The organism is Hydrogenophaga sp., assembly GCF_051007235.1.
Lineage (GTDB): Bacteria > Pseudomonadota > Gammaproteobacteria > Burkholderiales > Burkholderiaceae_C > Hydrogenophaga.
This window is the reverse complement of the sequence record NZ_JBPCSJ010000054.1, coordinates 1-9,722: the sequence shown is the minus strand read 5'-3', so window position 1 is coordinate 9,722 and position 9,722 is coordinate 1. Positions and strand designations below refer to the sequence as shown.

Below are 9,722 nucleotides of genomic sequence, written 5' to 3'. Positions count from 1 at the left end.
ACTCGTACTGCGTGAACATGGCCTTGATGCCCACCTAGGCCCAGTCGCCCTGGAACATTTCGGACATCAGCTTGGCGTTGGGGTTCTAGGGGCGCTGCACCGGCATGGCCCACAGGGTGATCTCGGTGCCCTCGGCCACGCCGGCCTTCTTCAGCAGTTCCTTGGCCTTCTCGGGGCTGTAGGCGGCGTTCTTCAGGCTCTTGTTGTAAGACCACAGCGAGGCCGGGAACGGGTTGGAAGCCTCTTGGCCCTGGCCCTGGTACACGGCATCGATGATGGCCTTGCGGTTGATCGCCATGTCCAGCGCCTGGCGCACTTCAACCTTGTTCATCGGGGCCTTCTCGGTGTTGTACGAGAGGTAGCCGATGTTGAAGCCCGGGGCCGAATCCACCTTCAGGTTCGGGTCGGTCTTCATGGCCGCGATGTCCTGCGGCTTGGGGAAGGACATGATGTGGCACTCGCCGGCCTTGAGCTTCTGGAAGCGCACCGAAGCGTCGGTGGTGATGGCGAAGATCAGGTTGTCCACCAGCACGCCCTTGGCGTTCCAGTAGTCCTTGTTCTTCACGTAGCGGATCTGGGCGTCCTTTTCGTAGCGGCGCAGCACGAAGGGGCCGGTGCCGACAGGCTGCTGGTTGATCATGCTGGCCTTGCCTTCGGCGACCAGCTTGTCGGCGTACTCCTTGGACAGCACCGAAGCGAACGGCATGGCCAGCTTGACCAGCAGGTCCGGATCGGGCTTCTTGAGCTTGACCACCACGGTCAGCGGATCGGTCTTGGTGACCGATTCGGTGTTCTCTTCCAGACCGACGTCCGATGCGTAAGGGAACTGCGCCGGATAGGCCTTGTTGAACGGGTGGTCCTTCTTGACCATGCGCTCGATGGTGAAGATCACATCATCGGCGGTCAGGGTGCGGCCGGGCTTGAAGTACTCGGTGGTGTGGAACTTGACGCCGGGACGCAGTTTGAAGGTGTAGGTCAGGCCGTCGGCGGAAATGGTCCAGGACTGGGCCAGGCTGGGCTCGACATCGGTGCCGCCCTTCTTGAACTGGGTCAGGCGGTTGAACAGGGCGTGGCCGGCGGCGTCGAACGTGGTGCCCGTGGTGTACTGCGCGGTGTCGAAGCCTTCCGGGCTGCCTTCGGAACAGTAGATCAGGGTGCCGGCCGCGTGCGAGGCCATGGCCACAGCGGACAGGCCCAGGGCCGCGACCAGCTTCTTCATTTCAAACATGCGTCATCCTTTGAATCGGTTGTGGCAAGGGCGGCAGGATGCAGCCCTCATCCGGTGAACGGGCATTATGGGGACAAAAGGTCACACGGCTGTCACCCTTGTTGGTGCCACCGAGGGAAAACGCCAGCACCACTTGACCGCGGTCAATCCTTGCAAAATCGGTGCCTGCTTTTATCCCCATCACACGACCGCACCATGCTCCTCTGGGAAGCCCACACCTGTCTGCCCCTGCACCCCGATGCCTCATTTGAGCCGCTGGAGCGCTACCGCGCCGCCGGCGTGCACTACGCATGCCTGAACGTCGGCATGGACATGAACCCGCTGGAGCAAATCCTGCCGGTGCTGGCCAGTTTCCGCGCCCGCATCCAGGCGCAGCCCGATCGCTACCGGCTGGTGCGCCACGTGCACGATATCGAACAGGCCCGCGCTGAAGGACTGCTGGCCATCGGGTTCGATCTGGAAGGCGCACTGCCCCTGCTGGACCGCCCCGACATGGTGGCCTTGTTCAGCGACCTGGGGGTACGGCAGATGCACTTTGCCTACAACCGCAACAACGCCGTGGCCGGTGGCTGTCATGACACGCCGCAGGGCCTGACGGCACTGGGCCGGCGCATGGTGGCCGCGGTCAACGATGCCGGCGTGCTGATGGACTGTGCCCACACCGAGCGCCAGACCACACTGGACATCATGGCCTGCTCGCGCCACCCGGTGATCTTCAGCCACGCCAACCCGCTGGCCCTGGCCGAGCACGGCCGCAACATCACCGACGAACAGATCCGCGCCTGCGCCGCCACCGGTGGCGTGGTCTGTGTGTCGGGTGTGTCGCGCTTCCTGGGCGCCGAGACGCCCACGGCGCAAGACATCGCACGCCACGTGACCTACGTGGCCGACCTTGTGGGCCCCGACCATGTGGGGCTGGGGCTGGACATCGGTTTCGGCGAACCCGGCTTGAACGACGATCCGCCGGGCGACTTCGATCCCGGTTTCTGGTGGCCCGCCAGCGCGGGCTACGGACGCGGCATCAGCCAGATGCGCTACGCCCCTGTAGAGACGTGGCAGGCTCTGGCGGGCGCCTTGTACGCCAGCGGCATGACCGAGGCCGAGGTGGCGGCCGTGCTCGGCGGCAACCTGGCGCGCGTGGCCCGACAGGTCTGGGGCACGGGCAGGGCCTGATGCCCTGGTTATGCACCAAACGCATAACCAGATGGCAACTCAGCCTTGGACAGGCAAGGCCCGTGGTCCGTACAGTCGCGCCCATCGAACCCACCCGGATTCGATGAGACAACCCACCAGGAACCTTCGCCATGTCACAAGCACCGCACCCGGCTGGCGCCGCGGCCAACAGCCCCGCCGCCTTCACCACCGCCCTGCCCTCTTACCTTGACCCGAACAACCTCGGCCCCTGGGGCATCTACCTGCAGCAGGTCGACCGCGTCGCGCCCTACCTGGGCAACCTCGCGCGCTGGGTCGACACCCTCAAGCGCCCCAAGCGCACCCTGATCGTGGACGTGCCGATCCACCTGGACGACGGTACCGTGGCCCACTTCGAAGGCTACCGCGTGCAGCACAACACGAGCCGTGGCCCCGGCAAGGGTGGCGTGCGCTTCCACCAGAACGTGACGCTGTCCGAAGTGATGGCGCTGTCGGCCTGGATGTCGATCAAGAACGCCGCGGTGAACGTGCCCTACGGCGGTGCCAAGGGTGGCATCCGCGTCGACCCGCGCCAGCTGAGCATCGGTGAACTCGAGCGCATCACGCGCCGCTACACCAGCGAGATTGGCATCATCATCGGCCCGACCAAAGACATCCCCGCACCCGACGTGAACACCAACGAACAGGTCATGGCCTGGATGATGGACACGTACTCCATGAACGAAGGCTCGACAGCCACCGGTGTGGTCACGGGCAAGCCGGTGGACCTGGGCGGCTCGCTCGGCCGCCGTGAGGCCACCGGCCGCGGTGTGTTCACCGTGGGCGTGGAAGCCGCCCAACACATCGGCATGGACATCAGCAAGGCGCGTGTCGCGGTGCAAGGCTTCGGCAACGTGGGCGGCGTGGCCGGCAAGCTGTTTGCGGAAGCCGGCGCCAAGGTGGTGGCCGTGCAGGACCACGGCGGCACGATCTACAAAGAGGCCGGCCTGAACGTGCCGGCCCTGCTGGCCCACGTGGCCCGTGCCGGCACGGTGGCCGGCTTCGCCGACGCCGAAGTCATCGACAACGACGCCTTCTGGGGCGTGCCGTGCGACATCCTGATCCCGGCCGCGCTGGAGCAACAGATCACCGAAGCCAACGCCGGCCGCATCCAGGCCAAGATGGTGATCGAAGGCGCCAACGGCCCGACCACGCCACAGGCCGACGACATCCTGCACGACCGTGGTGTCCTGGTGCTGCCCGACGTGATCGCCAACGCCGGCGGCGTGACGGTGAGCTACTTCGAGTGGGTGCAGGATTTCTCCAGCTTCTTCTGGAGCGAGGACGAGATCAACGAACGCCTGGTCAAGATCATGAAGGGCGCGTTCGCCGCCGTCTGGCAGGTGGCCGAAGAGAACAAGGTGAGCCTGCGCACGGCCACCTTCATCGTGGCCTGCAAGCGCATATTGCACGCGCGCGACCTGCGCGGCCTGTACCCCTGAACACTGCCGAACACCCCCGCGCCGCCTTCGGCGCCACCCCCTCAAGAGGGCGGCACCTGGCGGCCCGGCAGAGCCGGTTCCGCGGGTGCCCTCGGCCTGGCACGAGATACGCGGAAGTGCCTACTGCAGCGTTTCCTTGAGCGCAGGCAAGGCCGGCAGCGGCATCACCTCGATGCCCTCCTCGATCAGTTCCATCGCCACCTCGGGCGTGGTCCGGCCGCGGATGTTGCGCTGGTCGATCTCGCCGTGGTGCATGGCGCGCGCCTGATCGGCGAACTGCTCACCCACATCCTCGGTCTGCGCCAGCACCTGGCGCATGGCCTTGAGCAGCTGGACTTGTAAACGTGAGCCCGGCGCGGGCAATCCCACTTCTAAGCCACCGGTGGCTTGCGATGAGGCTGCGGGTGCGTTGCCGTCACGACCTGCACGCAGGTTCAGGCGCGGTGCCGACAGCATCTTCTGGATCTGTGCATCACCGCACAGGGGGCAGGTCAGCAGCCCGCGCGCCAACTGCCCGGTGAAATCGTCTTCCGACGCAAACCAGCCTTCAAAGCCGTGCTGGTGCGCGCATTGCAGGTTGAGGACTTTCATCCTGTCGATTATCGGGCCGCGTCCGCGGGCATGGTGCCCGACCAGTCCAGCGTCCAGGCCCCGCTGAGCACGTTGTTCAGCCACATGGAGCCGACCAGGGTCTTGCAGTCGATCACTTCGCCGTTGCGGCACCACTGAGTCAGCTGGGCCGGGTCGGCGGTGAAAACGTCGAGGAACTCTTCTTCGTCCAGCTGGCGCTCACCCAGGCTGAGCCCGCGGGCAAACCAGATGTCGATGATCTCGTCGGAATAGGCGATGGTCGGCGCCAGGCGCCCGGCAAACGCCCATTCGCGTGCGCGGTAGCCGGTTTCTTCGATCAGCTCGCGCTGAGCACAGGCCAGACTCGCTTCTCCAGCATCGAGCTTGCCCGCTGGAAACTCGATCATCACCGCCTGCATGGGGTGGCGGAACTGGCGCTCCATCACCACACTGCCATCGTCCAGCAGGCCAATGACCATCACCGCACCCGGGTGCAGCACGTATTCGCGCGTGGCTTCATGGCCCGAGGGCAAGCGCACCGTGTCGCGCACCACGTGCAGAAAGTGGCCTTTCAGCAGCTCGGTGCGGGAGACCGGCGTTTCGCGCAGGTGGAGGTCGTCTGTCATGTCAAACAGCCCAGGGTCGGGCGGTGGCGTCACAGCGCCCCGGCGGTGTTCAACCTCGCCGGTGGAACAGGTACCGGTAGACGAAACCCGGGAAGGCCAGGGTCAGGAAGAGCGCACCGGTGGTGGCGTAGAACTCCCAGCCCTGCGGATAGATCTGGCCGCCCGACTGCTCCAGCGCCAAACCCATGGCGCCGACCAGCAGGTACAGCAGCAGCAGCTCGGCCGCGTGCATCCACAGCGCCTTGCGTCCCTGGCGCGGGATCACCGCCAGCCAGCGGCTGTTGAGGAAGGGCAGGTTCGCCGCCACGATGGCGGCTGCGATCACCAGCCAGACAGACAGGGTATGGGACATGGAGGGTTATGAGCCGCCGCTGGCACCAGGGTTCCCGGCAACAGCGGCAGCGAGAGCGAAATCAGACGATCAGCGCGGCGATCGCCTGGGCACACAGCGCCATCAGGCCACCGGGCAGGATGCCCAGGCCCAGCACCAGCGCACCGTTGAGCGAGAGCACGGCGCGCACGTCGGCCCCGGCTTCGATGGGCGCGGTTTGCGTGGGCGCATCAAAGTACATCACCTTGACCAGGCGCAGGTAGTAGAAAGCGCCGATCAGCGACATGAGCACCGCGAACACAGCCAGGGCGATGTAGAAGGGTTGCGGCGAAGCCAGCAGCGCCTGCAATACCGAGAGCTTGGCGTAGAAGCCCACCAGCGGCGGCACGCCGGCCAGAGAGAACATGCAGACCGCCATGACACCCGCGTACAGCGGGCTGCGCTGGTTCAGACCGGCCAGGTCGCTGATGTTGTCGGATTCAAAACCCTTGCGCGACAGCAGCATGATGACGCCGAAGGTGCCCAGGGTGGTCAGCACATAGCTCACCATGTAGAACATCGACGAGCCGTAGGCGTTGGCCATGTTGCCGCCCTGCCCGCCGGACACACCCGCGAGCAGGCCCAGCAGCATGAAGCCCATTTGGGCAATCGTCGAAAACGCCAGCATGCGTTTGAGACTGGTCTGGGCGATGGCGGCCAGGTTGCCGATCAACAGCGACATCACCGCCAGCACGGCCAGCATCTGCTGCCAGTCCACCACCATGGGCAGCAGGCCCTGCACCAGCAGGCGGATGACGATCGCGAACGCGGCCAGCTTGGGGGCACCACCGATCATCAGCGTGATCGCGGTCGGGGCGCCGTGGTACACGTCGGGCACCCACATGTGGAACGGCACCACACCGAGCTTGAAAGCCAGGCCGGCCACCAGGAAGACCAGACCCAGCATCAGCACGCGAGGCGAACCGGCCAGCGTCTGTTCACCGCCAGCGATGGCGCGCACCACCTCGGCCAAATCAAGCGTACCGGTGGCACCGTAGATCAGCGACATGCCGTACAGCAGGAACCCGGAGGCCAGCGCGCCCAGCACGAAGTACTTCATGGCGGCTTCGGTCGCTTGCTCGTCGTCGCGGCGCAAGGCCACCAGGGCGTAGCTCGACAGCGTCAGCAGCTCCAGCCCGAGGTAGATCACCAGCAGGTTGTGGCCGGAAATCATGATGAACATGCCCAGCAGCGCGTACAGCGACAGCGAAAACAGTTCACCCCCGCGCAGCATGTCGCGCGAACCGGCATAGGCACGGCCATAGACCAGGGTGACCATCAGGGCCAGCGAGGCAAAGCACTTGAGCCAGTTGCCCATGGGGTCGCTGATGACCATGCCACCAAAGCCCACGGCCACCTGGCCTGAACTGGCGTACACGCCGGTCAACAGGGCCAGACCGGCCAGCGTCAGCAGCGTCAGGACGTGCGTGGCACCGCGCAGTGGGCTCTTGACGAACAGGTCGACCAGCGCGATGACGCAGGCCATGACCAGCAAGAGGATTTCAGGGTAGGCCACGACCCAGCCAAGGTTGTCGTTCATGTCAAAACTCGCTTATCTCTAGGTCGGGGCTCAGTTCAGTTTGGACACGGCCACGTGGCGCAGCAGCTCCGCCACGGAGGCGTCCATCACGTCGGTGAAGGGCTTGGGGTAGACGCCCATGTAGAGCACCGCGGCGGCCAGCAGGGCCATGACCAGGAATTCACGCGCACCGATGTCGGTGAGCTCCTTGACGTGCTGGTTGCCCGGCTCGCCCAGGTAAACGCGCTTGAACATCCACAGCGAATAGGCGGCACCAAAGATCAGGGCCGATGCGGCCAGCAGGCCGATCCAGAAGTTGGCCTTGACGGCGGCCAGGATCACCATCCACTCGCCCACGAAACCGGCGGTACCCGGCAGACCGCAGTTGGCCATGGTGAACAGCAGGGCGAAGGCCGCGAACTTGGGCATGGTGTTGACCACGCCGCCGTAGTCGGCGATGTTGCGCGAGTGCACGCGGTCGTAGAGCACGCCGATGGACAGGAACATCGCGGCCGAGACGAAGCCGTGGGCGATCATCTGCACGATGGCGCCGGAGACGCCCAGGTCGCTGAAGACAAAGAAGCCCAGGGTGACGAAGCCCATGTGGGCCACCGACGAGTAGGCCACCAGCTTCTTCATGTCCTTCTGGACCATGGCGACCAGGCCGACGTAGATCACCGCCACCAGCGAAAGGCCAATGATCAGCCAGGCCCATTCACGTGAGGCGTCGGGCAGGATGGGCAGCGAGAAGCGCAGGAAACCATAGGCGCCCAGCTTGAGCATGATGGCGGCCAGCACGGCGGAACCACCGGTCGGGGCTTCCACGTGCACGTCGGGCAGCCAGGTGTGCACCGGCCACATCGGCACCTTCACCGCGAAGGCAGCGAAGAAGGCGAAGAACAGCAGGGTCTGCGCGGTGCCGGGCAGCGGCAACTTGTGCCAGGTGGCCAGATCGAAGCTGCCGCCGGACTGGACGTACAGGTAGATCAGGGCGACCAGCATCAGCAGGGAACCCATCAGTGTGTAAAGGAAGAACTTGAACGCCGCGTAGATCTTGTTCGGGCCGCCCCAGATGCCGATGATCAGGTACATCGGGATCAGCGTGGCTTCGAAGAACACGTAGAAAAGCATCGCGTCCAGCGAGGTGAACACACCGATCATCAGACCCGAGAGGATCAGGAACGCGCCCATGTACTGGTTCACGCGCTCGGTGATGACCTCCCAGCCCGCGATCACCACGATCACGGTGATGAAGGCGGTCAGCAGCACCAGCCACAGCGAAATACCGTCCACCCCGAGGTGGTAGTGGATGTTGAAGCGCTCGATCCAGAGCGACTTCTCGACGAACTGCATCGCCGCCGTGCCCAGTTCGAACTGGGCATACAGGGGCACCGTCACGGCCAGCGAGACGATCGCGCCCACCAGGGCGATCCAGCGCACGGCGCCGGCATGTTCATCGCGGCCCAGGGCCAGCAGCACGACGCCAAACGCAATTGGCATCCAGATCGCAAGGCTCAGCAAACCCATCTTGTTCTTCTCCTTATTTGGCGAGCCAGACGAAGTACGTCATGAACAGCAACACGCCCACGATCATCATCAGCGCGTAGTGGTACAGGAAACCGCTCTGCGCACGGCGCACCACGGCCGACACCGCACCCACCAGCTTCCAGCTGGCGTTGACAACACCGCCTTCGATCACCCCCTGATCGCCCCCCTTCCACAGACCGGTGCCGAGCCCGCGGGCGCCACGGGCCAGCACGTTTTCGTTGAACCAGTCGAGGTAGTCCTTGTTCTCCAGCACGGTTATCAACGGCTTGAGCGCACGGGCAAAAGCGGCCGGCACCGCCGGGTTGATCAGGTACATGTACCAGGCGGACACGGCGCCAGCCAGGGCCAGCCAGAACGGTGCCGTGGAGAAGGCGTGCAGCGCCATGGCGAGCGGGCCGTGGAACTCTTCCTTGAAAGTTTCCATTGCCGGGTGCAGTTCCAGGTTGATGTGGATCGCATCCTTGAGGAAATCACCGAACAGCATGGGCTGGATGGTCAGGTACCCGATGACCACCGACGGGATCGCCAGCAGCAGCAGCGGCACGGTCACGACCCAGGGCGACTCATGCGGCTTGCCGTCACCATGGTGGCCGTGGTCATCGTGATGATCGTCGTGGCCGTGGTGGGCGTCCGGGTTCTGGTCGTACCGCTCCTGGCCGTGGAACACCAGGAAGTAGAGGCGGAACGAATAGAACGAGGTCACGAACACACCAGCCAGCACCGCGAAGTGCGCAAAACCAGCAGCCGGCAGGTTGCTGAAGTGCACCGCCTCGATGATCGCGTCCTTGGAGTAGAAGCCGGCGAACAGCGGGGTCCCGATCAGCGCCAGTGTGCCCAGCAGCGACGTGATCCAGGTGATGGGCATGTACTTGCGCACGTTGCCCATCCAGCGGATGTCCTGGTTGTGGTGCAGGCCCATGATGACCGAGCCAGCCGCGAGGAACAGCAGGGCCTTGAAGAAGGCGTGGGTCATGAGGTGGAACACCGCCACCGAGTAGGCCGAGGCACCGAGCGCCACCGTCATGTAACCGAGCTGCGACAGCGTGGAGTAGGCCACCACGCGCTTGATGTCGTTCTGGATGATGCCCAGGAAGCCCATGAACAGGGCCGTGATCGCGCCGATCACCATGATGAAGTTCAGCGCGGTGTCCGACAGTTCAAACAGCGGCGACATGCGGCTGACCATGAAGATGCCGGCCGTCACCATGGTGGCGGCGTGGATCAGCGC

At 64.8% G+C, this 9,722-nt stretch carries 9 protein-coding genes; 2 read left to right on the top strand and 7 right to left on the bottom strand.

Going from position 1 to position 9,722, the window contains the following annotated elements; translation table 11 throughout:
- Positions 1-85: 85 nt before the first annotated feature.
- Positions 86-1,228, bottom strand: coding sequence for an ABC transporter substrate-binding protein (locus tag ACR2JA_RS01830; protein WP_434007437.1), 1,143 nt, complete (start codon positions 1,226-1,228; stop codon positions 86-88).
- 195 nt (positions 1,229-1,423) lie between these two features.
- On the opposite strand from ACR2JA_RS01830, the gene ACR2JA_RS01825 reads away from it, so the two are divergent.
- Positions 1,424-2,401, top strand: a complete 978-nt coding sequence (locus ACR2JA_RS01825; RefSeq protein WP_434007436.1) for a dipeptidase — start codon at positions 1,424-1,426, stop codon at positions 2,399-2,401.
- 131 nt (positions 2,402-2,532) lie between these two features.
- Entirely contained in the window at positions 2,533-3,861 is a 1,329-nt protein-coding gene (locus ACR2JA_RS01820; protein ID WP_434007435.1) for a Glu/Leu/Phe/Val family dehydrogenase, read from the top strand.
- Between the two features lie 120 nt (positions 3,862-3,981).
- On the opposite strand, the gene ACR2JA_RS01815 is transcribed toward ACR2JA_RS01820, so the two are convergent.
- The 6 genes from ACR2JA_RS01815 to ACR2JA_RS01790 all read right to left on the bottom strand — a co-directional run.
- Positions 3,982-4,452, bottom strand: a complete 471-nt coding sequence (locus ACR2JA_RS01815) for a DUF1178 family protein (RefSeq protein WP_434007434.1) — start codon at positions 4,450-4,452, stop codon at positions 3,982-3,984.
- 8 nt (positions 4,453-4,460) lie between these two features.
- Positions 4,461-5,057 (bottom strand): NUDIX domain-containing protein, encoded by a 597-nt coding sequence (locus ACR2JA_RS01810; protein ID WP_434007433.1) that lies wholly within the window; start codon positions 5,055-5,057, stop codon positions 4,461-4,463.
- Between the two features lie 49 nt (positions 5,058-5,106).
- Complete coding sequence (locus tag ACR2JA_RS01805) at positions 5,107-5,409, bottom strand: DUF2818 family protein (protein ID WP_434007432.1); 303 nt, start codon at positions 5,407-5,409, stop codon at positions 5,107-5,109.
- Between the two features lie 61 nt (positions 5,410-5,470).
- On the bottom strand, positions 5,471-6,967 hold the full coding sequence (gene nuoN, locus ACR2JA_RS01800) for an NADH-quinone oxidoreductase subunit NuoN (protein ID WP_434007431.1): 1,497 nt from the start codon (positions 6,965-6,967) through the stop codon (positions 5,471-5,473).
- A gap of 30 nt (positions 6,968-6,997) precedes the next feature.
- Positions 6,998-8,473 (bottom strand): NADH-quinone oxidoreductase subunit M, encoded by a 1,476-nt coding sequence (locus ACR2JA_RS01795; protein WP_434007430.1) that lies wholly within the window; start codon positions 8,471-8,473, stop codon positions 6,998-7,000.
- A 13-nt stretch (positions 8,474-8,486) separates the two neighbouring features.
- A partial coding sequence (locus ACR2JA_RS01790; protein WP_434007429.1) for an NADH-quinone oxidoreductase subunit L occupies positions 8,487-9,722 on the bottom strand: 1,236 nt, incomplete at its 5' end.